Raw genomic sequence first — 22740 nt, 5'->3', positions numbered from 1 at the left:
CCGCTCACGGACAGGCTTGGCAGACGTCCGAAACCAGATGTGGAGACCTCCTGCCGTGGCTACTTTCCTGTATCGACTGGGCCGTCTGGCCTTCCGGCGGCGCTGGTACGTCGCCCTGGTCTGGGCGGCCGTCCTGGCCGCCGTGGGGCTGGGCGCCCTCAAGGCGCCGGGGGCCGTCGACGAGGAGTTCTCGATGCCCGGCATCGAGTCCCAGAAGGCGTTCGACCTGATGGAGCAGCGCTTCCCCGGAGCCACGGCCGACAGCGCGACGGCCAGGGTCGTCTTCATCGCGCCGAGCGGCCAGAAGGTCACGGCCGCCGGGAACAAGAAGGCCGTCGAGAAGACCGTGGCCGAGCTCGGCGACGGCCCGCAGGTCGCGAGCGCCGTCGACCCGTTCCGGGCGAAGACGGTCAGCAAGGACGGCAGGACGGCCTTCGCCACGGTCACCTACAAGGTCGGGGCCACCGACCTCACCGACGCCGGCCGCGACCACCTGGAGCGGACCCTCGACCAGGCCCGGGACTCCGGACTCACCGTCGAGGCGGGCGGCACCGCGCTGGCCGCCGAGGGCGGGCCGGGCGGTGCGGCCGAGGTGATCGGCGTCGCGATCGCCGCCGTCGTCCTCCTGATCACCTTCGGCTCGCTGGCCGCGGCCGGGCTGCCCCTGCTGACGGCCGTGATCGGTGTCGGCGTCAGCATGGCCACGATCCTCGCCCTGTCCAGCGCCCTCGGCCTGTCCACGACCACCGGCACCCTGGCGATGATGCTGGGCCTGGCCGTCGGCATCGACTACGCCCTGTTCGTCGTCTCCCGCTACCGGGAGGAGCGCGCCAAGGGCCGCACGCCGCAGGAGGCGACGGCGCTGGCCGTCGGCACGGCCGGCTCCGCGGTCGTGTTCGCCGGGCTCACCGTCGTGATCGCGCTGGCCGGACTCGCCGTGGTCGGCATCCCGATGCTCACCAAGATGGGGCTGGCCGCCGCGGGCGCGGTCGTCGTCGCCGTCCTGATCGCCCTCACCCTCGTCCCGGCGCTCCTCGGCTTCTGGCCGAACGCCGTGCTGTCCCGGCGCGTCCGCAAGAGCGGCCGGATCGAGGAGAGCACCGAGGGCAACGCCGGCACCCGCTGGGCGCGGTTCGTGCTGCGCCGCCCCATACCCGTCCTGCTCCTCGGCGTCGTCGGCCTCGGCGCCCTCGCCCTGCCCGCCGCCGACCTGCAGCTGGGCATGCCGGGCGACGAGGCCAAGCCGGTCTCCACCACCGAGCGCCGGGCCTACGACGCGCTCGCGGAAGGCTTCGGGCCGGGCTTCAACGGTCCGCTGACCATCGTCGTGGACGCCAAGGGCGCCGCCGACCCGAAGGGTGCCGCCGGCACGATCGCCGAGGAGATCGGCGGCACGAAGGGCGTCGTGTCCGTCTCCCCGGCCCGCTTCAACGACGCCGGCGACACCGCGGTCTTCTCGGCCGTGCCCGCCACCGCGCCGACCGACGAGAAGACCAAGGACCTGGTCACCACCATCCGGGACGAGCGCCCCGGCATCGAGTCCGGCACCGGCGCGACCTACGAGGTCACCGGCACCACCGCGATGAACATCGACATCGCCGACAAGGTCCAGGCCGCGCTGATCCCGTACCTGGTCGTGGTGGTCGGCCTGGCGATCGTGCTGCTGCTGGTGGTCTTCCGGTCCCTGCTCGTCCCGCTCAAGGCGGCCCTCGGCTTCCTGCTCTCCGTCCTGGCCTCCCTCGGCGCGGTCGTCGTGGTCTTCCAGCAGGGCCACGGCGCGGAACTCCTCGGCGTGGAACAGACCGGCCCGATCATGAGCCTGATGCCGATCTTCCTGGTGGGCATCGTCTTCGGCCTCGCCATGGACTACGAGGTGTTCCTCGTCTCACGGATGCGGGAGGCGTACGTCCACGGCGAGTCGCCGGCGCAGGCGGTCACGTCCGGCTTCCGGCACAGCGCCCGGGTGGTCGTGGCCGCCGCCCTGATCATGATCGCGGTGTTCGCCGGGTTCATCGGCGAGAGCGACTCCATGATCAAGATGATCGGTTTCGGACTGGCCTCCGCCGTCCTCTTCGACGCCTTCGTCGTACGGATGGCGATCGTGCCGGCCGTCCTCGCCCTGCTCGGCGACAAGGCCTGGTGGCTGCCGAAGTGGCTGGACCGGGCGCTGCCCCGGGTCGACGTGGAGGGCGAGGCCCTCAGCCGGCCGGAGCCGGAACCGGCCGCGGACCCCGCACGCGACCTGGAGCCGGCCCGCACCTGAGGCAGCCGCACCCCGGGCCGCCCGTGGCGAAGGACACGGGCGGCCCCTCGCGCGTTCCCGCCCGACGTCGACCACGATGGTCCCAGCCCCACCCACCGGAGAGCCCGATGAGCATCCCCTCGGAGCGCCGCTACGCGGACCGCCTGGAGGAATTCGCCGAACAGCACCCCTTCCTCGTCGACCTGGCGATGGTCCTGGGGCTGATGGGCTGCGCGACCTTCGGCACGTCCCTCTCCCTGCCCGGCGCCGACCCGCCCGCCCAGGACGAGGCGGGCGTCGTCCTCATGGGCGTGGCCTGTCTCGTCCTGCTCAAGCACCGGGCCTACCCGCGCACCGCCGTCATGATCACGATGGGCTGCACCGTGACGGCGGTCGTGATGGGCTATCTGCTCACGCCCCTGCTGCTGGCACCGATCATGGCGGCGCTGTACTGGCTCGCCACCCTCACCGACCGCAGGACCACCCGTGTCTACGGCATCGGCACCATGGTGGCGGTGATCGTCGCGGCCGTGCTCACCGAGTCCATGGACCACCTCTCGCTGCTGCTGAGGACGATCGGCCCGTTCTTCTGGCTGATGCTGCCCCTGGCCGCCGGCAACATGACGCGGCTGCGGCGCGCCTACCTCCAGGCCGTTCAGGCCCGGGCGGAGCACGCCGAGCGCACCCGGGAGGAGGAGGCCCGGCTGCGGGTCACCGAGGAACGGATGCGCATCGCCCGGGAGCTGCACGACGTCGTGGCCCACCACATGGCCCTGGCCAACGCCCAGGCCGGCACCGCCGCGCACCTCGCCCTGACCCGCCCCGAGGAGTCCCGGAAGATCCTCGACGATCTGACCGGCACGACGTCCTCCGCGCTGCGGGAGCTGAAGGCCGCACTGGGCCTGCTCCGCCAGGACGGCGAGAGCCCCGGCTCCGGGTCGCTGGACCCGTCCCCGGGTCTGTCCCGCCTGCCCGAGCTGGTCGCGGCGTGCGAGTCGGCGGGCCTGGAGGTCACCGTCACCACGGAAGGGGAACCGCAGCCGCTGTCGCCCGGCGTCGACCTGACCGCGTACCGCATCGTGCAGGAAGCCCTCACCAACGTCACCAAGCACGCCGCGGCCGAGGCCGCCCACGTGCTCCTCGCCTACACCGGCTCCCGGCTGCTGATCACGGTCACCAACGACGGCCCCAGCGAGCCGGCGGTCCCCCGGGGCCGTGGCTTCGGCGTCATGGGCATGCGCGAGCGCGCCCTCTCCATCGGCGGCGAGCTGTGCGCGGGCCCCCGCCCCCAGGGTGGCTTCGAGGTCACCACCGCGCTGCCCCTGCAACCCTCCCTCCACCTTGCCGAAGGAACCACCGCATGAGCATCAGGGTGCTGCTCGCCGACGACCAGGCACTGCTGCGGGCCACCTTCCGCATCCTCATCGACTCCTGCGCGGACATGGAGGTGGTCGCCGAGGCCTCCGACGGTGCCGAGGCGGTCGACCTGACCCGGAAGCTGCGCCCGGACATCGTCCTGATGGACATCCGCATGCCCGGCACCGACGGCCTCACCGCCACGTCCGAGCTGTGCGCCGACCCGGAGCTGTCCGGCACCCGTGTCCTGATCCTCACCACGTTCGAGACCGAGGACTACGTCGCCCAGGCCCTGCGCGCCGGAGCCAGTGGTTTCCTCGGCAAGGACGTCACCGCCGACACCCTGCTGGACGGCCTGCGCACGGTGGCCTCCGGCGAGGCCCTCCTGTCGCCCGTGGCCACCCGCACCCTCATCACCCGCTTCCTCATGGCCCCCGCCCCCGGCACCCATCTGGCGGCACCGGAGCGCCTGGCCGACCTCACGGTCCGCGAACGCGAGGTGATGGCGCTGGCCGCGGAGGGCAGGTCCAACACGGAGATCGCCGAGGACCTCACCCTCAGCCCGCTGACCGTCCGCACCCACATCCACCGGGCCATGACCAAGCTGCACGCCCGGGACCGCGCACAGCTGGTCGTCATCGCGTACCAGACGGGGCTCGTACGGGCGACGCCACCGGCGTGAGCATCGCGTACCGGACCGGGCCCGTACGCGCGACGCCACCGGCCTGAACCTGTCGCCGGCCGCGCCTACGGCCTGCCGTAGGCCGCGACCATGATCTTCTCGGCGGTCCTGTTCATGTCCTGGCCCTTGGCGTCGGTGGAGTTGACGCTGTAGACGAGGGTGCGGGAGCCGTCGCGGGTGGAGGCGATGGCGGCGTTGTACCCCCAGCGCCCGCCCGTCTTGCCCCAGACCTCGCGCCCGCCGAGCACCTTCATGGACAGACCGACGGAGTAGGCGGCCGGCTTCCCGGTCCGGAAGTCGGTCACCCGGGGCAGCGTGAACATCTCCTCCAGCAGCGGCCCGCGCACGATCCGCCCCCGGAACAGGGCTCGCGTGAACCGCTCCAGGTCGGCGGTGGTCGAGACGATGTCCCCGGCCGCCCAGCCGTCCGTCGTCCCCCACACGGAGACGTCCCGGAGCCCGGTCGTGCCGTCGTCGAGCCGCATGGTCTGGTAGCCGTGGTTGTGCGGCCCGTTGATGCGCGGGCTCGTCCCCGGGAAGTACGTGTCCCGCAGTCCCAGCGGCCCGAGCACCCGCCGGGCGACCTGACGCTCGTAGGAGTCGTGGGTGACGCGCTCGATGAGCAGACCGGCGACGGTGTACCCGATGTTGAGGTAGTGCTGCCGCTCGCCCGGCGCGAACTCGGGCTTCTTCGACGTCGCCGAGCGGACCATGTCCTGCGGGTCGTGCACCTGGAAACGGTTCGCGTACCACTCCTCGACGGTGGTGCCGGGGAAGTCCGCCGCCGGGATGCCGTGGGTGTGGTCGAGGAGCTGCCGCACGGTGACGCCCGCGTACGACGCCGGGATCAGGTCCGGCAGGTACGAGCGGGCGCCGCGGTCCAGGTCCAGACGGCCCTCCTCGGCCAGTTGCAGGGCGACGGCGGCGGTGAAGACCTTGGTCACGGACCCGGCGCGGAAGCGGGCGGCGGGATCGGCGGGCCGTCCGGTCCGCAGATCGTGCACGCCCGAACTGCCGCGCCAGACGCCTTCCCCGCCCCCGACCCGCACGAGGGCGGCGGTGGCGTCGGCGGAGGGCAGACCGGCGATGGCGGCTTCGAGGGCGGTGTCCGGGGACTGCCCCGCGGTCGCCCGCGCGGCGGCCGGCCCGCCCGGGGCGGTGGCGGCGGCGGGGAGGACGGACGGCCCTGCGGCGACACCCGCGACGAGCACGGCGGCGGTCAGCAGGCTGGTACGGGTCTTCATGGCGAACTCCGGTGAGAGGGGCCGACGTTGTGCGACGCCTTCATCCTCCGCAGCGGAGCGGCGCCGCGGATCGCTCCCGCCGGTGGTCCTGCGGCATCACTTCCTCGCCGACGCGGGGGAGGACCCGGCCCGTGCCGCTCCCCCCGGCGGGGGATCCCCGGCCGCGACGAGGCCGGTCTCGTAGGCACAGATCACGGCCTGGATCCGGTCCCTGAGGCCCAGCTTCGACAGCACGTTGCCGACATGCGTCTTGACGGTGTGGTCGCTGACCACCAGTTCGGCTGCGATCTCGGCGTTCGACATGCCCCGCGCGAGCAGCATCAGCGTCTCGCGCTCCCGGGCGGTCAGGATGTCCAGCCGCGGATCGGGCCGGCGGTTCCGGGCGGCGGCGGGCCGGGTGTACTGCTCCACCAGGCGCCGGGCGACGGAGGGGGCGAGCAGCGAGTCGCCCCGGGCGACGACCCGCACGGCGTGCACGAGGTCGTCGCGGCGGACGTCCTTGAGCAGGAAGCCGCTCGCGCCCGCGTGCAGCGCGTCGTACACGTACTCGTCGGAGTCGAAGGTGGTCAGCATCACCGTCCGGCAGTCGCCGCCCGTACTGATCGTGCGGCAGGCCTCGATGCCGTCCACGCGGGGCATCCGGACGTCGAGCAGCGCCACGTCGGGGGCGTGCCGGCGCACCGCGTCGACGGCCTCGCCGCCGTCAGCCGCCTCGGCGACGACCTCGATGTCCGGCTGCGCGTCCAGGATCATCGCGAAGCCGCTGCGCACGAGTTCCTGGTCGTCGGCGACGACGACACGGATCGTCATCGTCCCGCCTCCGCCGCGCGGGGCACGGGAATCCGCACCCGCACCTCGAACCCCCGTCCGTCCGCGCCGGGCCCCGCCACCGCGCTGCCCCCGTGCGCCGCCGCCCGCTCCCGCATCCCGGCGAGCCCGTGCCCGCCCCGACGGGGCACCCCTCGCGGCCCCTTCCCGTCATCGATCACAAGAACCCCCAACTCGCCTTCCTCGTAACACAATTCAATACGAACCATCCGCGCGTCCGCATGCTTGAGGGTGTTGGTCAGGGCCTCCTGGACCACCCGGAAGACGGTGGCCCCGACGCCCTGCGGCACGGGCCGGACGTCCCCGACGGCCCGGTACGTCACGTCGAGCCCGCTCCCGCGCACCCGGTCGAGAAGGCCGGGCAGGGCGGCGAGTCCGGGCTGCGGCTCGCGCGGGGCGGCGGAACCGGGTTCGTCGGCGCCGTCCCGCAGCACGCCCAGCATGTCCCGCAACTGGGCCATGGCGTCCCGCCCGGTCGCGGAGATGGCGTCGAAGGCGGCCACGGCCCGCTCGGGCGCGGCACGCACCGCCACCGGTCCGGCCTCGGCCTGCACGATCATCAGGCTCACGGCGTGGGACAGGATGTCGTGCATCTCCCGTGCGATCCGGGCCCGTTCGCGTGCGGCGGCCTGTTCGGCCTCGACGCGGTGGGCCCGCTGCCGGGTATCGGTCAGCCGCCCGAACACGTAGGCGGCGGCGAACACGAAGAGCGAGAAGGTCAGTTCACGGGCCGACCGGGTGTTGAGCCACACCCCGACCGGCACGGCGACCAGCAGCACGGCCCCGGCGACGAGCCGTTTGCGTGCCGAGGACAGCGCGGCGATCGTGTAGACGACGACGAGTCCGTTGTACGGCAACGGCTGCCCGGGCCCGTCGAGGGTGAACCGGTACAGGGCACTCGTGGCCAGCACCGCGAACAGCGTGGCGACGGGGGCGCGCCGCCGCCAGACCAGGGGGACGGTGGTGAGCGTGCTCAGCCCGTAGGCGCCCCAGGTCGCCGGCGGCAGCCCGGCCGCGCGCGGCACGAGGAACGGCATGGTCATCGCGCCCTGGACGAGCAGCGCGACACCGATGTCGACCAGAAGCGGGTGGGCCTCGGCGAGGGCGCTGCCCCGCTCCCACCACCCGCGCCATTGCCCCCGTATGCCCATGGCGGCGTACGCCTCCCCTCGCGTGCGGCCCGACTCCCGGAACCGTAACGGGGGCGATGGCATCACGCGCCGGAAGGTCAAGCCCTGTTTCAGGGCGCGTCCGGTGGTGTCCACGCCGCGACCAGGTCCACCAGCCCCGGGAAACGGGCGTTCAGGTCGTCCACCCGGACGTGGCTGCGGCGTTCGAGGCCGTACTGGCGCTGGCGGGTGACGCCGGCCTCGCGCAGTGCCTTGAAGTGGTGGGTGAGGGAGGACTTGGGGCGGTCGAGGCCGAACCAGCCGCAGGAGTGGTCGAACGCCTCCGACTCGAGCAGGAGCTTGCGCACGATCCGCAGTCGCAGCGGGTCGCTCAGCGCGCCCAGCACGGTCTCCAGCCGCAGATCACCGACCGCCGGCTCGGGCAGCGGATCCGGCAGGTTCTCCGGCTCCGGCACCACCTTGACGACCGGCGCCTGTCGAACCGTCGCGGACATGGCCAGCTCCCTGTCACCGAAATCCTATGTACGAGTCCAATCGTACTGCATGCTAAGTTCGAATCAACTCGTACTTAGTTTGCCGGAGGGAGCACGCCATGTCGCAGAGCCGGACCCTGTCCGCCGGGACGTTGGACGAACAGCAGGCCGCACCGCCGGAGCCGGTCACGCCCGCACCGCCGGAGCCGGTCACGCCCGCACCGCCGGAGCCGGTCACGCCCGCACCGCCGGTGCCACCCGCGGCCCGCACGCCCACCCGGTGGGTGTGGCTGGCGGCCTGGCCGGTCACCGCCGTCTTCGTGCTGTCCAACGCGGCGACCCCGCTGTACGTGCTGTGGCAGCACGACATCGGGTTCTCCAAGGGCACCCTGACCGTCGTCTTCGCGTCCTACATCGTCGGACTGCTCGGCTCGCTGCTCGTGTCGGGCGTCGTCTCCGACCGGCTGGGCCGCAAGTCCGTGCTGCTGCCCGCCCTCGCGCTCGCCCTGGCCGCCTGCGCGATCTTCGCGACCGCTACGACGGTCGCCGCACTGATCGTCGCCCGGCTGTTCACCGGCATCGCCGTCGGCGCGGTCGTCTCCGCCGGCATGGCCGCCGTGACGGACGTGGCGGGCCCCGAGCGCAAGCGGCTGGCCGCGCTGCTGGCCTCCTGTGCGATGGTCTTCGGCGCCGGCCTCGGCCCGCTGCTGGCCGGCCTGCTGTCCGAGACGCTCCCGGCCCCCACCGTCACCGTCTTCGTTGTCGAGGCGGTCCTGCTGTTCACGGCCGTCCTCGCCGTGCTGCGCATGCCGGTACGCCGTCCCGCCGCCCGCGGCAAGGGCGCCTGGGTGCGCGTGCCCGGCGTCCCGAACGGCAACGGCATCCACCTCACCCTCGGCATCGCGGTGTTCGCCCCCGGCATCACCGCCACGTCCTTCGTGCTGTCGCTGGGCCCCACCCTGCTGGCCGAACTGCTCGGCACCACCAGCCGGATCGTCGCCGGAGCCATGGCGTTCGTCATGTTCCTCGCCGCCACCGGCGTCCAGTTCGCCGTGCAGAAGCTGCCCCGCCGCACCATCCTGACCGCCGGTGCGATCAGCACCACCCTCGGCATGGCCGCGCTGATCGCCGCGGTGCAGGCCTCGTCGGTCGTGCTGCTCGTCGCCTCCGCCCTGCTCGCCGGGGCCGGCCAGGGCATGGGCCAGCTCGGCGGTCTGTCCCTGCTCAACTCCACCGTTCCGGCGCAGCGCCTCGCCGAGGCCAACGCCGCGCTGAACGTGGGCGGCTACATCCCGGCCGGCCTGCTTCCGGTGTCCACGGGCTACCTCATGGACGCGGTGGGCCTGCCGACCGGCGCGACCCTCTTCGGCACCGTCCTGACGGGCCTCGCCGTCGTCGGCGGGCTCGTCGTCCTGTCCGGTCACCGCCGGGTGTCCGAGCCGGTGTGACGGGTGCCGACGACCACCTCGTTGCGGGCGGGCTCCTCCGGGCGTGGAGCCGGCGGTCTGCACCCACGGCGAGGACGGCCCCGCCCGGCGGCGAATGGCCCCCCCCTCACGCCCCCGCTGCCCGGAAGGTGACCTCCCGGCGGGCGGCCTCGTCGATCTCCTCGACGGTGAGCAGCGGCGTCGCCCGGGTGCGGACGGTTCCGCTGGCCTTGACGGTGAGGCTGACGGCGGCCATGGAGACGCTGTCGGGGAAGTCGACGATCATCACGACGTCGTCGTCCCCGAAGGCGAAGTACATCGCCTCGACCCGCCCCCCGAGCCCGCTGACGACCTGCTCCACGGCGGCCCGGCGCCCACTGCCCCCTTCGCCGAGCAGGCCCTTGGTGCCTTCGGTGGTGTAACCGGCCTGAATGAGGAACTTCGGCATGGCTGTCTCCCGCCCATCGCTTGTCGGAGGTGCGGCATGCCTTCCCGGTGCGTCGGCGGTCGCCCTGCACGGGGGGCTCGGATTCACTCGTTGGCGGGCGTCAGGCGGGGCCCTCTGCCGCTTCCGTGCCGTAGCGTCCGGCCGACGCGTCGACGTGCGCCATCCGGCGCAGTGCGCTGAGCACGGACTCGCCGAGGACCGTGCCGATCACCACGCCCTCCACGGCCACCCGCCGGTCCACACAGGCGAGGTCGGCGTGGGCGATCCGCTCGGCCGCATCGGCGTAGGTGTCGAGCAGATCGGCGAAGGCTCCGTGGCCCGACCGGGTCAGCGCGGCGAGAACCCGGGCGAGGTCGTCGACCGCGGTCAGTACGTCCGCGATCGCGGCCACCTTCATGCCGCCGACGTCGAGCAGGGTGCGGATCAGCCGGAGCCTGCGTTCGTGTCTGTCGTCGTAGGCCGCCTGGTTGCGGCCGTACGGAACGCGTGACCGGGAGGGCTGTCCGGCCTCAGGCCCGCAGATACGCCAGTACCGCCAGCACTCGGCGGTGGTCGTCCGGGGCCGACGGAGGGAGGTCGAGCTTCTGCAGGATGCTCGCGATGTGCTTGGCCACGGCGGCGTCCGTGACGACCAGACGGCGGGCTATCGCCGCGTTGGAGCGGCCCTCGGCCATGAGGGCGAGGACCTCGCGCTCGCGGGGCGTGAGCCGGTCCAGGGGGTCGCGGCGGCGGGCCAGGAGCTGGCGGACCACCTCGGGGTCGACGACCGTCGCCCCGGCGGCGACGCGGTCGACGGCATCGGCGAACTCCTCGACGTCGCCGATGCGTTCCTTGAGGAGGTAACCCGTTCCGACGCCGTCGCGGCGGTCGTCGATCAGCTCGTCGGCGAAGGTCTGCTCGACGTACTGGCTGAGCACGAGGACCGCCAGCCCGGGCTGCTCGGTCTGCAGCAGCCGGGCCGCCCGCAGGCCTTCGTCGGTCTGGCCGGGCGGCATGCGGACGTCGGTGATCACCAGGTCCGGCCGGTGCTCCCGGGCCGCGGCGAGCAGGGCGGGGCCGTCGCCGACGGAGGCGAGGACCCGGTGGCCGAAGCGCTCCAGCAGATGGACGAGGCCCTCGCGCAGGAGGACGGCGTCCTCCGCGATCACGGTGCGGAGGGATGGCCGCATCGGTTCTCCGTTCCCGGGCACGTGGTCCCGCCGCGCCGGATCTCCCCGTTCACGAGGCCGGACCTCCGCACGGGATCTCCGCTCTCAGCACCGTGGGTCCGCCGGGCGGGCTGGACAGCAGCATTCTGCCGTCGGCGGCGGCGATCCGGTCGGCCAGGCCGGTGAGCCCCGTCCCACGCTCGGGGTCGGCGTCGCCGGAGCCGTTGTCCTCGATGTCGAGGCGGAGCACTCCGTCACGGCAGCGGGCGGTGACACGGCAGCGGTCCGCCCCGCTGTGCCGGGCGATGTTGGTGAGCGCCTCGGCGGTCACGTAGTACGCGGTCTGCTCGACAGCGGCCGGGAGGCGGCCGGGCAGGTCGAGGTCCAGGTCCGTGGGGACGGGGCAGCGTCCGGCGATGTCCCGGGCGGCGGCGGGCAGTCCGCGTTCGGTCAGGATCTGCGGGTGGATGCCGCGGATCAGTTCGCGCAGCTCGGTGAGCGCCTCCTTGGCGAGGGCGTGGGCCTCGCACACCTCCTTGGCCGCCGCGCTGCCGGGCGGCAGGTCGAGGCCGGCGAGGCCCAGTTTCACCGTGAGGGCGACCAGCCGCTGCTGAGCCCCGTCGTGCAGGTCCCGTTCGATGCGGCGACGCTCCGTCTCGAAGGCGTCGACGAGGCGGGCCCGGGACCGTACGACCTCGCGCAGCTCGCGGTCCTTCGGGAAGAGCACCGCACGGGCCACGGCGCCCCGGACCCCCGCCCACGCGGCCACCGGGTACACGGCGACGGGCAGCAGCAGGGCGCCCGCGACGGGGCCGGCCACAGACTGCCAGGTGGTGGCGGTGGGCTGGAGGGGAGTGATCAGGAGGAAGCCCGGTATGCCGAGCGAGACGAGGACCACGGCGAGGTCCATCCAGCCGACCGCCAGCACGGACACGGCCCCGTAGCCGGCGGCCCGTGGGCCGTTGTGCTGCTCGGCCCGGTCGCCGGCACCGCTCCGGTCGACGAGGGCGAGGCGGCGGCGTTCCAGGGGACCGGTGAGGGCGGCGGCGAAGAGCACCACCGCCGCCGCGCAGAGCACCTTGGTGAACGTGCCGATGGGCGCGCTGAACAGCCCGCCCACAGCGAGGTACACCACGATCGCGAACAGCCCGCCCGACAGCAGGTACAGCAGCGCGCGCCACGGCCAGGCCGTGGCGAGGAAACCCAACGGGGCCCGGGCGACGGCCTCCAGGACGGTTCGGGGAGCGGTCACCCGCCCGACCGTAGCGGCGCCGGGCGGCCAGGACAGTAGTGCCAGGTGGAGTATCGGACCTAGCCCGGGCGGCAATGCGCCGGACGGTGCCGCCGTCGTTGTCTTGTGGGTATGACAGCAACCAACACCTCGCCCCGGCAGGGGACTTCGACCGCGTCACCCGTCCGGCTCCGTGACGTCACCAAGCACTACGGCACCGGCGAGCGCACCGTCACCGCCCTCCACCGGCTGAGCCTGGACTTCGCGGCCGGCACGATGACCGCCGTCATGGGCCCCTCCGGATCCGGCAAGTCCACCTTGCTGCACTGCGCGGCCGGCATCGACCGGACCAGCTCCGGCGAGGTACTGATCGACGGCACGGACCTGTCCGGCCTGGACGAGAACGCGCTGACCGTGCTGCGCCGGGAACGCGTCGGATTCGTCTTCCAGGCGTTCAACCTGGTCTCGGCCCTGACCGCCGCACAGAACGTCGAACTGCCCCTGAGGCTGGCCGGAACACGCCCCGCCGCTGACGACGTGCACGAGGCACTCGCCGCCGTCGGACTCGCGGACCGTCACGCGCACCGGCCCGGCGAACTGTCCGGAGGCCAGCAGCAGCGCGTCGCGATCGCACGCGCGATGATCGCCCGGCCCGCCGTGCTGTTCGCGGACGAGCCGACCGGGGCGCTGGACAGCACGGCTTCCCGGGTCGTGCTGCGGCTGCTGCGGGACCTGGTCGACAGCCGCGGCCAGACCGTCGTGATGGTGACGCACGACCCGGCCGCCGCGGCCTTCGCGGACCGCGTGGTGCTGCTGGCCGACGGCCGCCTCGCGGACGAACTCCCGGGCGGCGAGGGCGCCGAGGCGATCGCGGCGCGCACGGCCGCCCTGGAGGTGGGGCCGTGATCAGCCTGGCGACGGCGAGGGAGCGCTGGACCTCCTTCCTGGGGTCGTTCGTGGCCGTGGTGCTGGGCGTCGCAGTCCTCACCATGAGCGCGCTGCTGCTGCTGTCGGACGGCCCTCAGGTGCCGCGGCGGCTGGCGGGGGCGCCGGTGCTGGTGCAGAGCCCGGCGGGGGAGCCGACCGGCGGGGTGTTCACGCAGAACCCGCCGTGGGCGCCGGAGCGCGCGGAGCGGCTGCGGCGCGAACTCGGCCGGCTGCCCGGAGTGGAAGCGGCGGTGGCCGACCGGTCCTTCTACGCGCAGGCGGCGGGCACCGACCAGCGCGTGGGGGAGCGGCAGGGGCACCCCTGGTCCACGGCGGTGCTCGCCGCGTACGGACTGGACGCGGGCCGGGCGCCGGCCACCGCCGGTGAGATCGTCCTGGACGAATCCTTCGGCCACGGGCCGGGTGAGCGCGTCACCGTGCTGACGGCTCGCGGGCCGCAGCGCTTCACGGTGTCCGGCACGACCGACGGCCCCGGCTACTACGTCACCGACCGGCGGGCCGCCGAACTCGTGGGCGGCATACGGGCCATCGGGCTCGTTCTCGGCCCGGATGCCGACCCCGAGCGGGTCGCCGACGCCGCGCGGCGCGTCGTGGGCGGCGACGGCACGGTCCTCACCGGGGACGCCCGTGACGCGCTCGCCCCGAAGCAGGACGAGATGACCCGCTGGATCGGCGGCCAGGTGCTCACCGCCATGGCGCTGCTCTCCGCCTTCGTCACCGTCTTCAACGTGTCCTCGACGTTCGCCTTCGCCGTCGCCCAGAGGCGCCGCGAGTTCGGTCTGCTGCGCACGATCGGCGCCACACCGCGACAGGTGAAGCGGCTCGTGTACGGAGAGGCCCTGCTGGTCGGAGTCGTCGGCGCCGCGGCGGGGGCGGTCGCGGGAGTGACCCTCGCGCCCGCGATGACCGGGCTGCTGATCGACTCGGGCTTCCAGCCGACGGGCTTCGAGGTGAGCATCCGGTGGTGGGTGCCGGCCGCCGCCTGGGCCCTGGGCGTGGCGACGGCACTCGCCGGGGCGGGGGCCGCCTCGCGGCGGGCGTCCCGGGTGAAGCCGCTGGAGGCGATGCGGGAGGCCGCGGTCGACACCCGGCCGATGACCCGCCGCAGGTGGGGCGCGGGTCTGGTGACGACGGGCCTGGGCGCGCTCTGCTCGGTGGGCACCGCCTTCGCGGGCGCCGACGCCATGGTGCTGCTGGCCCTGGGCGCCGCGATGAGCCTGACGGCCGGGCTCACCCTCCTGCTGCCCGCGTTGACCGGGCCCGTCATCGGGACGCTGACCCGGCCGCTCGCCCGGCGGTCCGGGGCGACGGGCGTCCTCGTGCGCGAGAACATGATCACCGCGGTGCGCCGTACGTCCGCCACGATCGCCCCCGTCCTTGCGACCGTCGCCTTCGCCGTGCTGATCACCAGCGCCGTCCAGACCACCCAGAGCGCCGACACCACCCGGCAGGCCGCCGCCGTGCGGGCCGAGGCCGCGGTCGTCCCCCACGGCACGCCCGGCCTGTCGGACACCGCGGTCGCCGAGGTGGAGGGCACGGCCCTGCTGTCGACGACCGTCTACGGCGGTGAGGGCGCGGTCGCGCTGTCGGCGGCCGGAGTGGCGCCCGGTTTCGAGCAGGTGTACGGGACGCGGGCGCCGCGCGGTAACACGGTCGTGGTCACCCGGTCCGTCGCGGCCGCGCACGGTTGGGGGAAGGGCCGTACCGTCCCCCTCACCTTCGAGGACGGCCGCAGCGGGCGCCTGCGGGTGACCGCCGTGGTGGACGACACGATGCCGTACCAGGTCCTCCTGCCTCGTGAAGCGGTGCGTGCCCACGACCCGTCGGCCCTCGCGGACGTCGCCTACCGCACCGGCGCGGGCACCGCCCCGCTGCCCGCCCGGCTCGGCGCGCGGGAGGTCTCGGTGGCGGCGCACGCGGCCTCGGCCGATGCCGAGGACGACCGGCTGGTGCGGTTGTTCACCCTGATCCTCGTCGCCGTCACGGCGGGTTACACGATGATCGCCGTCGCGTCCCTCGTGCTGACGGCCACCGCGGGCCGGGTGCGGGACCTGCGCGTCCTGCGCCTGTCCGGGGCGACACAGCGTCAGGTGCTGCTGACGCTCGTGACCGAGACGTGCTGCGTCGTCGCCCTGGGCGCCGCTCTGGGACTGGCGGTGGCCGCCCCCGCCCTGTTCGGCATCGCCCACGGGCTGCGCCGGGAACTGGGCCTGCCGGTCGAGCTGTCGGTGGCCTGGCCCTGGGTCGCGGGGGTGGTGGCCGGCTGTCTGCTGCTCGCCACGACCGCCACCGCGCTCCCGGCCCGGGCCGTCCTCAACCGCATGGGACGGACCTGACCTGTCATGCGGGCTTCCCGGTCCAACCGCTCGGCGGGAACCGGCCGTTGGGGAACACACCGCGTCGAATCCGCTGGCGTGACATCGACCGTCGGGGTTTTCAGGAGGTTAATATTCCGCGAATGAGTATTCGAACCGACTTTGTTTCTCCTTCCCTTCCGTCCCTGGCGGAACATCCGTTCCAGTCAGGGGCGGAAGGGCCTGTCGAATTCCGCCCGGCGGTGCGATCGTTTATTTCAGGTCGTTGTTCTCCGGGGTATCCGGGAAATCGTTCCGGCATATCTACGATCGCTGGCTATGACCGACTTACCCCGGGACGACTCCGCCGCCCGTGCCCGCTGGCAGACCTGCCTCGAGCTCGCCCGCGAACTCCTCCTCGTCGGGCCGGACGGGGATGACCTCAAGCTTGACTACCTGCACACTCTGATCGACACCGGCCGCCTCGGCCACACCCGCCACCCGCACAAGAAGATCCTCGTCGTCGGTGCCGGAATCACCGGACTCGTCGCCGGGCGACTGCTCAAGGACGCCGGCCACGACGTCACGATTCTGGAGGCCAATGCCAGCCGCGTCGGCGGGCGCATCAAAACCTTTCGTGCCACCAAACACCATCAGCCTTTCGGCGATCCCGCCCAGTACGCCGAAGCCGGTGCCATGCGGCTTCCCGACTTCCACCCGCTCGTCCTCGCCCTGGTCGACAAACTCGGGCTCGGCCGCCGCCAGTTCTACAACGTGGACATCGATCCGGAGACCGGCAGCGGCCCCGACATCGCGCCGGCACACCTCCCTCAAGCACGCCTGGATCGAGGGCGCCCTGGAGAGCGCCGTGCGCGCCGCCCTGGCCGTCCATCAGGCCCCGCCGGTCACCACCCCGGGGCCGGGCCGGGAGGGGGAGCGCTCGTGATCGCGATCAGCCCGCCGTGCACGGTCGCCCGCTATCTCGCCCTGCGGCTGGCCGAGCTGGGCATCACCCACCTGTTCCGCGTGCCCGGCAACCACCTCGGCCCGTTCCTGACGACCCTGCGGGCCGAGGGCGACGTCGAGTGGGTCGGCACTCCCACGGAGGGCGGCGCGGGCCAGGCCGCCGACGCCTACGCCCGTCTCCACGGCGTGGGGGCGGCGGCCGTCACCTACAGCGTCGGGGCGTTCAACCTCCTCAACGCCTGCGGAGGCGCCTATGTCGAGCAGGTCCCACTGATCGCCGTCAACGCCTCACCGCCCTACGAGCAGTGGCAGAACTATCGCGCCCTCGGCCTGCTCACCTCGCACATGAGCCCCCGCGCCGAGAGCAACCTGGAGGCCTACCGGCAGGTCACCGTCGACGCGCAGGCCATCTCCAACCCCGGTCTCGCCCCCGGCCAGATCGACGCGGCGCTCACCGCGTGTCTCTCCGAGCGCAGGCCGGTCTACCTGGAGGTCATGGAGGACCTCTGGGACGAGCCCTGCCCCGAACCCGAGGCGCCGCTGGTGCGCCGCGACCGGCCGTTCGGCGCCCGCAACCAGCCCATGCTGGACAGCGCCGTCCAGGCGGTGCTCACCCTGATCGAGGAGCACCCCGGCCCGGACGGCAGGCCCCGCCCGATCGTCTGGGCCGGCGAGGAGATCGACCGCTACCGCCTCGCCGGTCAGCTCACCGACCTGGTCGAGGCCACGGGCGTGCCGTTCTGCACCACCGTCGGCGCCAAGGCCGTCGTCGACGAGGACGTGCAGCAGTTCCACGGCGTCTACAACGGCCACGCCAGCCACCCGGAGTCACGCACGCCGCGGACCTGGACGACCTCCTGGACCGCCTGAGCGACCCGGCCGACCCGCTCAACGCCGGACCCCTGCTGGTCCGCGTCCGTCTGCACCGGCACGACTACCCGAGGGCCATGGCCTACAAGGTTTCCCACGAGAAGGAGCAGTCGCATGGCTGATCTCAACGTCCTGATCGCGTTCGACGCGGCCACGATCGTCGAGCGGAACCCGGGCGCCTCCCGGAACCCCGACGCGCCGACCCAGGTCGAGCAGAGCCTGATCTACATGACGACCCGCCACGACCACATCGTCGGCACGTCCGGCGCCGAGTTGAACCTGCGGGCCGAGCCCGGCGACAGCATCCGGTGGCGCGAGACGACCCTCTCCCTCGGCAGCGACTACAAGGCCCTGCTCTACCGGTACGTCAGCAGCGACCCCCAGCACCAGCTCATCCGCACCCCGGAGATCGAGGTCGTCGACGGCGTCTACCCGCTGCCGAAGGAGGGCACGGAAGGCAGGCCGGAGTTCGAGACCCAGCGCTACGCCGACCACTACTGGCGCACGACCGTCAAGAAGCCCGGCAAGGTCGTGTACCACTTCTCCTTTCAGATCCTCGACCGGCACCGGCAGTTGAAGGGCTATTTCCAGTGGGACCCCTTCATCACGATCGAAGAGGTCTGACGTCGGCTGCCCGACGTCTCCGGCTGCGGCGAGGGGGCGGGGGCGCAGCGGCTAGGCTTGATCCCGTGGAGCTCCTGCACCTGCGCTATTTCCTCGCCGTCGCCCAAGAGCTGAACTTCTCCACCGCCGCCCGCAAACTGCACATGGCGGCCTCCCCGTTGAGCCGGCGGATCAAGGACCTCGAGAACGAGGTCGGGCACCGGCTGTTCGACCGGGACACCCACCACGTACGGCTCACCGCGGCCGGAAACGCGCTGCTGCCGATCGCCCGCGGAGTGCTGGAGCAGGTCGACTCCATCAGATGGCGGCTGGACGAGACGGCCCGGCCGCGGCGCACCACCCTGCTGCTCGGCGTGCCCACCGGCGTCCATCCCGACCTGCGGGAACGGATGGACGCCCTGGCCGAGCGGGTCAGCGACCGGTTCGAGATCAAACGCTGGCCCGGCGGCACCGACCGGCTCGTCGACGCCGTGTGCGACGGCAGGCTGGCGCTGACCCTGGCCCGGCTCCCGGCCGGTGGCGACCCGGCGCTGGAGCAGATGCCGGTGATGTCGGAGCGGCTCGGCGCGGTCGTGCCCCGGGACCGGTTCGCGGGGCGCGAATCCGTCGCCCTCGCGGAACTGGCGGAACTCGCCTACGCGGGCTCCCCGACGGCGGTGACGAACGCCTATTTCCGCGGCCTCGACCAGCAGCTGGCCGAACTCGGCATCAAGAAGCGCATCGAACTGGGCAGCGCCACATTCGAGGGAATCTCCGAAATAGTCTCCAGCGGTCTGGCATTCTCCATTTCCATGCTGGACTCCAGAAGTCCGGTCCAGAATTACCGGCTCGACAATGTCACCGTCCTTCCCTTCTCCGACTTCCACCCTCGTCTGGAGACCGGGCTGATCTGGCGCAAGGACCGGGCCGACGGCGGTGACCTGCGGGAAGTTGTGGCAGCAGCCCGGGAGATCTTCGCCGAGCCGCTCCACTCGTAACCACGCCCATAAGCACACTCATAACCACCTTTAACCTCCACAAAAAGCGGTATGACCACTGCGGTCATACCGCTTTTCGTTATTCGGTCACACCATTGGTTTCCATTCTCCGGCTCACCGCGCTAACTTAGTTTCCAGATACACACACATGGCGAGCGAAGGAGTGAAGAAACCGATGACGGACAGCACCGACACCGTCGCCGGCCCGCTGCAGGGCGTCCGCGTGATCGACCTCTCGACCGTGGTGATGGGCCCCTACGCCGCCCAGATCCTCGGCGACCTGGGCGCCGACGTGATCAAGATCGAGTCGCCGGCCGACACCGTCCGCGTGGGTCACTACAAGACCACCCCGGGCATGACCCCGCTGAACCTCAACGTCAACCGCAACAAGCGCAGCGTCGCCCTCAACCTCAAGGACGACACCGACCGCGAGCGCGCACTGCGGCTGATCGACACCGCGGACGTACTGATCACCAACATGCGCCCCGGCGCCCTGCACCGCCTCGGCCTGTCCTACGACGACATCGCCGCCCGCAACCCCGGCCTCGTCTACGCGCACGCCCAGGGCTTCCGCAGCGACTCGGACCGGGCCGGGAACGCCGCGTACGACGAGACCGTGCAGGCCGCCTCCGGCCTCGTCGACATCGCCGACCGGGCCCTCGGCGAGCCCGTCTACCTGCCGACCATCATCGGCGACAAGGTCTCGTCGCTGACCATCGCCTACAGCGTGCTGGCCGCCCTGCTGCACCGGAACAACACCGGCCAGGGCCAGCTCATCGAGATCCCGATGACCGACACGCTGATCGCGTTCAACCTGGTCGAGCACCTCGCGGGACACACCCACGTCCCCGAGACCGGCCCCACCGGCTTCGCGCTGTCGATGCTGAAGGGCCACAAGGCCGTGCGCACCAAGGACGGCCTGGCGTGTGTCATGCCGTACAACCCGCACAACTACCGGGACTTCTTCACCGCCGCCGGACGCCCCGACCTCGCCGAGGACCCGCGTGTGAACGGCGACGCCATCGACAGCGCCGACCACGAGGACCTGGCCGAGCTGCTGGCGGCCTGCGCCCCGGCGCTGACCACCGACGAGTGGGCCGAGGTGTGCGCGAAGCACAGCATCCCGATGGCCCCGGTGCTGGAACTCGACCGCGCCCACGACGACCCCTACGTCCGTGACGGCCACCTGCTCGACACCGCCGAGCACCCGACCGAGGGCACGGTCCGCACCATCGGTATCCCGCTGCGCTTCTCCGCCACCCCCGGCTCGATCCGCCGGCTCGCACCGGTCGCGGGCCAGGACACCGAGGACGTCTTCGCAGAACTCGACGCCACCACCCGCTGACTGCCACAGGAGGACCGTCATGAGCACCCCCACCCCTCCCGTCGTGCGCACCGAACGCATCGGCTCCACCCTGCTGATCACCCTGGACCGTCCCGAGGCCCGCAACGCCGTGAACGCGGCGACCGCCACCGCGCTGGCCGCCGCACTCGACGAGCTGGAGGCCGACCCCGCCCTGCGGGTCGGCGTCCTGACCGGCGAGGGCGGCACGTTCAGCGCCGGCATGGACCTCAAGGCCGCCCTGCGCGGCGAGTCGCCCGAGATCGAGGGCCGCGGCTTCGGCGGCCTGACCGAGTCCCGGCCGGACAAGCCCCTCATCGCCGCCGTGGAGGGCTTCGCCATGGGCGGCGGCTTCGAACTGGCCCTGGCCTGCGACCTGATCGTCGCCGCCGAGGACGCCCGGTTCGGCCTGCCCGAGGTCAAGCGCGGCCTGATCGCCGCGGGCGGCGGCGTGATCCGGCTGCCCGGGCGCATCCCGCACCACCTCGCGATGGAGTTCCTGCTGACCGGTGAGGCCGTCGACGGCCGCCGGGCCGGCGAACTGGGCCTGGCCAACCGGGTCACGAGCAAGGGGCAGGCCGTCGCCGAGGCGCTCCGGCTGGCCGAACGGGTCGCGGAGAACGCCCCGCTCGCCCTCGCGGCCGTCAAGCGCGTCGTGCGGGCCGCCGACGGAGCGTCCGACGAGGAGGCCTTCGCCTTCCAGCGCACCCAGATGAAGTCCCTGATGGCCTCGGACGACGTCCGCGAAGGCATGACCGCCTTCGCCGAGCGCCGCCCCGCGCGGTGGACCGGGCGGTGAGCCGGACATGAAGGCCGCAGACGTACGACAGCACGTCACCACCCCCCTCACCGGCCCGGCCTACGCGCCGATGGTGCCGCGGTTCACCGACCGCGAGTACCTCAACGTCGTCTACCGCACCGACCCCGACGCGCTGCGGGCCGTCGTCCCCGAACCCCTGCGGATCGACGAGCCGCTGGTCCGGTTCGAGGTCATGAAGATGGGCGACGTCAGCGGCTACGGCCCCTACACCGAGGCCGGCCAGGCGATCCCGGTCTCCTTCGAGGGCGAGCGGGGCGAGTACCTGCACACGATGCACCTGGACAACTTCCCGGCGACCGCCTCCGGCCGCGAGGTCTCCGCCTACCCGAAGATCATCGGCTCCCCGGCGCTCTTCGTCGACTCCGGCGCGCTCGTCGGCACCCTCGACCACGGCAGCCTGCGGGTCGCCACCGCGACGATGGGCTACAAGCACCACGAACTGGACCGGGCCGAGGCCGAGGCACAGATCACCGTGCCGACCTTCATGCTCAAGACGATCCCCGGCTACGACGGGCTGCCGCGCGTGCAGGAACTCGTCCGCACCCGCATCACCGACGTCACCGTCAAGGGCGCCTGGACCGGCCCCGCCCGGCTCCAGCTGTTCCAGCACGTGCTCGCCCCGCTGGCCGACCTGCCGGTGCTGGAGGTCGTCTCCGCCAGCCACATCCTCACCGACCTGACGCTGTCCGGTGTCGAGCCGGTCCACGACTACCTGAAGGGAGCCGCGTCATGACCCGCGCCTTCCGCACCGCCGCGGTGATCGGCGCCGGGACCATCGGACTGTCCTGGGCGACGCTGTTCGCCGCGCACGGCCTGACCGTCCGGGTGAGCGACCCGCGCCCCGACCTCGCCGAGGCCGTGGACGAGGCCCTGGCGACGCACGCCCCGCATCTGGCCGCCCGCGGCCTGGACGTCACCGGCCTCGCCGACCGCGTGCACATCGCCGCCGACGTCACCGAGGCCGTCCGGGACGCCGACGTCGTCCAGGAGAACGGCCCCGAGCGGGTGGAGTTCAAGAAGGACCTGTTCGCCACCCTCGCCCGCGAGGCCCCGGCCCACGCCCTGCTGCTCAGCTCCTCGTCCGCGATTCCGTCGACCGCGTTCACAGGGGAGCTGTCCGACGAGGACGCCGCCCGGGTGCTGATCGGCCACCCCTTCAACCCGCCGCACCTGGTCCCGCTCGTCGAGGTCGTCCCCGGGATACGCACCGGCGAGGACGCCGTACTGGACGCGGTGGACTTCTACACCTCGGTCGGCCGCACCCCGGTCGTCGAGCGCAAGGAGATCCCCGGCTTCGTCGGCAACCGCCTGCAGAACGCCCTCAGCCGCGAGGCGGCGTACCTCGTCCAGGAGGGTGTGGTGACCCCCGAGGACCTCGACCGGGTCGTGATCAACTCGCTGGGCCTGCGCTGGGCCACCGTCGGGCCGTTCCTCGGCGCGCACCTGGGCGGCGGCCCCGGCGGCTACCGGCACCTGGTCGAGCACATCGGCAAGTCGATGCAGCGGACGGGCGCGGGACTCGGCACCCCGTCGCAGAACAAGGAAGAAGAGCAAGCACAGGAACGGCTCATCGAAGCCGTGGAAAAGGCCTACGGCTCCTCCACGTACTCGGAACTCACCGGGACGCGCGACCGCAGGCAACTCGCTGTCCTGGCAGCCCTGGACAGCGCGGACAAGGAGGAGAACTGAG

The 22740-nt window shown here is 72.6% G+C and carries 20 protein-coding genes and 2 pseudogenes; 14 read left to right on the top strand and 8 right to left on the bottom strand.

Going from position 1 to position 22740, the window contains the following annotated elements:
- Positions 1-55 precede the first annotated feature (55 nt).
- The 3 genes from ACFY5B_RS01220 to ACFY5B_RS01210 all read left to right on the top strand — a co-directional run bounded on the left by ACFY5B_RS01220 (position 56) and on the right by ACFY5B_RS01210 (position 4280).
- Positions 56-2263 carry an MMPL family transporter gene (locus tag ACFY5B_RS01220; protein ID WP_389962770.1) on the top strand — a complete coding sequence of 736 codons (2208 nt, stop codon included), beginning with the start codon at positions 56-58 and terminating at the stop codon, positions 2261-2263.
- Between the two features lie 107 nt (positions 2264-2370).
- Positions 2371-3606, top strand: coding sequence for a sensor histidine kinase (locus ACFY5B_RS01215; protein ID WP_389962768.1), 1236 nt, complete (start codon positions 2371-2373; stop codon positions 3604-3606).
- Positions 3603-4280 carry a response regulator gene (locus tag ACFY5B_RS01210; RefSeq protein WP_389962765.1) on the top strand — a complete coding sequence of 226 codons (678 nt, stop codon included), beginning with the start codon at positions 3603-3605 and terminating at the stop codon, positions 4278-4280. Before ACFY5B_RS01215 ends, ACFY5B_RS01210 begins: the two co-directional genes overlap by 4 nt.
- Before the next feature lie 65 nt (positions 4281-4345).
- Here ACFY5B_RS01210 and ACFY5B_RS01205 read toward each other — a convergent pair whose 3' ends face one another.
- The 4 genes from ACFY5B_RS01205 to ACFY5B_RS01190 form a co-directional block, all read right to left on the bottom strand.
- Positions 4346-5524: a serine hydrolase domain-containing protein gene (locus ACFY5B_RS01205; protein ID WP_389962762.1), complete on the bottom strand. Its 1179-nt coding sequence runs from the start codon at positions 5522-5524 to the stop codon at positions 4346-4348.
- 96 nt (positions 5525-5620) lie between these two features.
- Positions 5621-6334 carry a response regulator gene (locus tag ACFY5B_RS01200; RefSeq protein WP_389962759.1) on the bottom strand — a complete coding sequence of 238 codons (714 nt, stop codon included), beginning with the start codon at positions 6332-6334 and terminating at the stop codon, positions 5621-5623.
- On the bottom strand, positions 6331-7503 hold the full coding sequence (locus tag ACFY5B_RS01195) for a sensor histidine kinase (protein ID WP_389962756.1): 1173 nt from the start codon (positions 7501-7503) through the stop codon (positions 6331-6333). The genes ACFY5B_RS01200 and ACFY5B_RS01195 overlap by 4 nt, the downstream gene beginning before the upstream one ends.
- 89 nt (positions 7504-7592) lie before the next feature.
- Complete coding sequence (locus ACFY5B_RS01190) at positions 7593-7976, bottom strand: ArsR/SmtB family transcription factor (protein WP_389962754.1); 384 nt, start codon at positions 7974-7976, stop codon at positions 7593-7595.
- 98 nt (positions 7977-8074) lie between these two features.
- Between ACFY5B_RS01190 and ACFY5B_RS01185 the strand changes: the two genes are divergently transcribed.
- Complete coding sequence (locus ACFY5B_RS01185) at positions 8075-9403, top strand: MFS transporter (RefSeq protein WP_389962751.1); 1329 nt, start codon at positions 8075-8077, stop codon at positions 9401-9403.
- Positions 9404-9509: 106 nt separating this feature from the next.
- Here the strand turns inward: ACFY5B_RS01185 and ACFY5B_RS01180 are convergent, their stop codons facing one another.
- The 4 genes from ACFY5B_RS01180 to ACFY5B_RS01165 all read right to left on the bottom strand — a co-directional run bounded on the left by ACFY5B_RS01180 (position 9510) and on the right by ACFY5B_RS01165 (position 12230).
- Positions 9510-9830: a GYD domain-containing protein gene (locus ACFY5B_RS01180; RefSeq protein ID WP_389962748.1), complete on the bottom strand. Its 321-nt coding sequence runs from the start codon at positions 9828-9830 to the stop codon at positions 9510-9512.
- Positions 9831-9930: 100 nt separating this feature from the next.
- Positions 9931-10353 (bottom strand): MerR family transcriptional regulator, encoded by a 423-nt coding sequence (locus ACFY5B_RS01175; protein WP_389963658.1) that lies wholly within the window; start codon positions 10351-10353, stop codon positions 9931-9933.
- Positions 10340-10999, bottom strand: coding sequence for a response regulator (locus ACFY5B_RS01170; RefSeq protein WP_389962745.1), 660 nt, complete (start codon positions 10997-10999; stop codon positions 10340-10342). Before ACFY5B_RS01170 ends, ACFY5B_RS01175 begins: the two co-directional genes overlap by 14 nt.
- Positions 11000-11048: 49 nt before the next feature.
- On the bottom strand, positions 11049-12230 hold the full coding sequence (locus tag ACFY5B_RS01165; protein ID WP_389962742.1) for a sensor histidine kinase: 1182 nt from the start codon (positions 12228-12230) through the stop codon (positions 11049-11051).
- Positions 12231-12341: 111 nt separating this feature from the next.
- On the opposite strand from ACFY5B_RS01165, the gene ACFY5B_RS01160 reads away from it, so the two are divergent.
- From ACFY5B_RS01160 to ACFY5B_RS01115, 10 genes and pseudogenes are all read left to right on the top strand, one after another.
- Positions 12342-13115, top strand: a complete 774-nt coding sequence (locus ACFY5B_RS01160; protein WP_389962739.1) for an ABC transporter ATP-binding protein — start codon at positions 12342-12344, stop codon at positions 13113-13115.
- A complete protein-coding gene (locus ACFY5B_RS01155; RefSeq protein WP_389962736.1) occupies positions 13112-15493 on the top strand; it encodes an FtsX-like permease family protein in 2382 nt (793 codons plus the stop codon). Before ACFY5B_RS01160 ends, ACFY5B_RS01155 begins: the two co-directional genes overlap by 4 nt.
- A 297-nt stretch (positions 15494-15790) precedes the next feature.
- Positions 15791-16216 (top strand): annotated as a pseudogene (locus tag ACFY5B_RS01150) (FAD-dependent oxidoreductase); the annotation flags it as partial.
- 177 nt (positions 16217-16393) lie between these two features.
- A pseudogene (locus tag ACFY5B_RS01145) lies at positions 16394-17272 on the top strand (thiamine pyrophosphate-binding protein); the annotation flags it as partial.
- A 129-nt stretch (positions 17273-17401) separates the two neighbouring features.
- A complete protein-coding gene (locus tag ACFY5B_RS01140) occupies positions 17402-17911 on the top strand; it encodes an inclusion body family protein (RefSeq protein ID WP_389962733.1) in 510 nt (169 codons plus the stop codon).
- Positions 17912-17976: 65 nt separating this feature from the next.
- Positions 17977-18888, top strand: a complete 912-nt coding sequence (locus ACFY5B_RS01135; RefSeq protein ID WP_389962730.1) for a LysR family transcriptional regulator — start codon at positions 17977-17979, stop codon at positions 18886-18888.
- Positions 18889-19063: 175 nt separating this feature from the next.
- Positions 19064-20233 (top strand): CaiB/BaiF CoA transferase family protein, encoded by a 1170-nt coding sequence (locus ACFY5B_RS01130; protein WP_389962727.1) that lies wholly within the window; start codon positions 19064-19066, stop codon positions 20231-20233.
- Positions 20234-20252: 19 nt separating this feature from the next.
- Positions 20253-21029: a crotonase/enoyl-CoA hydratase family protein gene (locus ACFY5B_RS01125; protein WP_389962724.1), complete on the top strand. Its 777-nt coding sequence runs from the start codon at positions 20253-20255 to the stop codon at positions 21027-21029.
- A gap of 7 nt (positions 21030-21036) precedes the next feature.
- The gene (locus tag ACFY5B_RS01120; protein WP_389962722.1) at positions 21037-21783 is read left to right on the top strand and encodes an acetoacetate decarboxylase; all 747 of its coding nucleotides are present in this window, start codon (positions 21037-21039) and stop codon (positions 21781-21783) included.
- Complete coding sequence (locus tag ACFY5B_RS01115) at positions 21780-22739, top strand: 3-hydroxyacyl-CoA dehydrogenase NAD-binding domain-containing protein (protein WP_389962720.1); 960 nt, start codon at positions 21780-21782, stop codon at positions 22737-22739. Before ACFY5B_RS01120 ends, ACFY5B_RS01115 begins: the two co-directional genes overlap by 4 nt.
- Position 22740 lies beyond the last annotated feature (1 nt).

It is taken from the genome of Streptomyces sp. NPDC013187 (assembly GCF_042899705.1).
GTDB classification, from domain to species: Bacteria; Actinomycetota; Actinomycetes; order Streptomycetales; family Streptomycetaceae; genus Streptomyces; species Streptomyces hawaiiensis_A.
Note: the sequence above shows the minus strand (reverse complement) of the source record. Positions and strands in the feature narration are given on the sequence as shown.

What these genes read in the sequence shown, in the direction of transcription:
- ACFY5B_RS01120 (WP_389962722.1), top strand. Translation starts at nt 21,037, where the DNA reads ATGAAGGCCGCAGACGTACGACAGCACGTCACCACCCCCCTCACCGGC.
- ACFY5B_RS01215 (WP_389962768.1), top strand. Translation starts at nt 2,371, where the DNA reads ATGAGCATCCCCTCGGAGCGCCGCTACGCGGACCGCCTGGAGGAATTC.
- ACFY5B_RS01130 (WP_389962727.1), top strand. Translation starts at nt 19,064, where the DNA reads ATGACGGACAGCACCGACACCGTCGCCGGCCCGCTGCAGGGCGTCCGC.
- ACFY5B_RS01205 (WP_389962762.1), bottom strand. Translation starts at nt 5,524, where the DNA reads ATGAAGACCCGTACCAGCCTGCTGACCGCCGCCGTGCTCGTCGCGGGT.
- ACFY5B_RS01180 (WP_389962748.1), bottom strand. Translation starts at nt 9,830, where the DNA reads ATGCCGAAGTTCCTCATTCAGGCCGGTTACACCACCGAAGGCACCAAG.
- ACFY5B_RS01125 (WP_389962724.1), top strand. Translation starts at nt 20,253, where the DNA reads ATGAGCACCCCCACCCCTCCCGTCGTGCGCACCGAACGCATCGGCTCC.
- ACFY5B_RS01115 (WP_389962720.1), top strand. Translation starts at nt 21,780, where the DNA reads ATGACCCGCGCCTTCCGCACCGCCGCGGTGATCGGCGCCGGGACCATC.
- ACFY5B_RS01195 (WP_389962756.1), bottom strand. Translation starts at nt 7,503, where the DNA reads ATGGGCATACGGGGGCAATGGCGCGGGTGGTGGGAGCGGGGCAGCGCC.
- ACFY5B_RS01190 (WP_389962754.1), bottom strand. Translation starts at nt 7,976, where the DNA reads ATGTCCGCGACGGTTCGACAGGCGCCGGTCGTCAAGGTGGTGCCGGAG.
- ACFY5B_RS01160 (WP_389962739.1), top strand. Translation starts at nt 12,342, where the DNA reads ATGACAGCAACCAACACCTCGCCCCGGCAGGGGACTTCGACCGCGTCA.
- ACFY5B_RS01200 (WP_389962759.1), bottom strand. Translation starts at nt 6,334, where the DNA reads ATGACGATCCGTGTCGTCGTCGCCGACGACCAGGAACTCGTGCGCAGC.
- ACFY5B_RS01140 (WP_389962733.1), top strand. Translation starts at nt 17,402, where the DNA reads ATGGCTGATCTCAACGTCCTGATCGCGTTCGACGCGGCCACGATCGTC.
- ACFY5B_RS01170 (WP_389962745.1), bottom strand. Translation starts at nt 10,999, where the DNA reads ATGCGGCCATCCCTCCGCACCGTGATCGCGGAGGACGCCGTCCTCCTG.
- ACFY5B_RS01185 (WP_389962751.1), top strand. Translation starts at nt 8,075, where the DNA reads ATGTCGCAGAGCCGGACCCTGTCCGCCGGGACGTTGGACGAACAGCAG.
- ACFY5B_RS01210 (WP_389962765.1), top strand. Translation starts at nt 3,603, where the DNA reads ATGAGCATCAGGGTGCTGCTCGCCGACGACCAGGCACTGCTGCGGGCC.